Origin of the sequence: uncultured Mesonia sp. (genome assembly GCA_947499595.1) — a bacterium.
Lineage (GTDB): Bacteria > Bacteroidota > Bacteroidia > Flavobacteriales > Flavobacteriaceae > Mesonia > Mesonia sediminis.
In genome coordinates this window covers 1-309 of record CANMOY010000055.1, presented here as the reverse complement: position 1 = coordinate 309, position 309 = coordinate 1, and the positions used below count along the sequence as shown (strand labels likewise).

Sequence of the window (309 nt, the reverse complement as noted above, 5' to 3'; positions counted from 1 at the left end):
TGTTGTATTGGTATAGTTACTAGGCAATGCATTGGTTCCTGCAGCCAAATCGGCTGGGGTCTCATAGTAGTCTACATGGTAGTTCGGGTTATTCCCGGTAAGCTGATTGGTGGCTGCTGTTAAATCGAATACAGCAATACCATCGGCAGTAGCGTCATCACAAACCACTTGGGTCACCGGGGTGTTGTAACTTGGTAGCGGGTTTACCACTAAATCAAAACTAGTGGTTGAAGTACAGTTGTTAGGGCCCTCTGCTTCTACTACAATACTTTGCGGATTGCTGGTATTGTCATAAGCCGTTGGGTTAGC

1 protein-coding gene is annotated in these 309 nt (G+C 46.3%); it reads right to left on the bottom strand.

The genetic code is table 11. The features are described from left to right. On the bottom strand, window positions 1-309 hold a 309-nt coding region (locus ACH2AZ_RS12540; RefSeq protein ID WP_394908106.1), incomplete at both ends, for a hypothetical protein.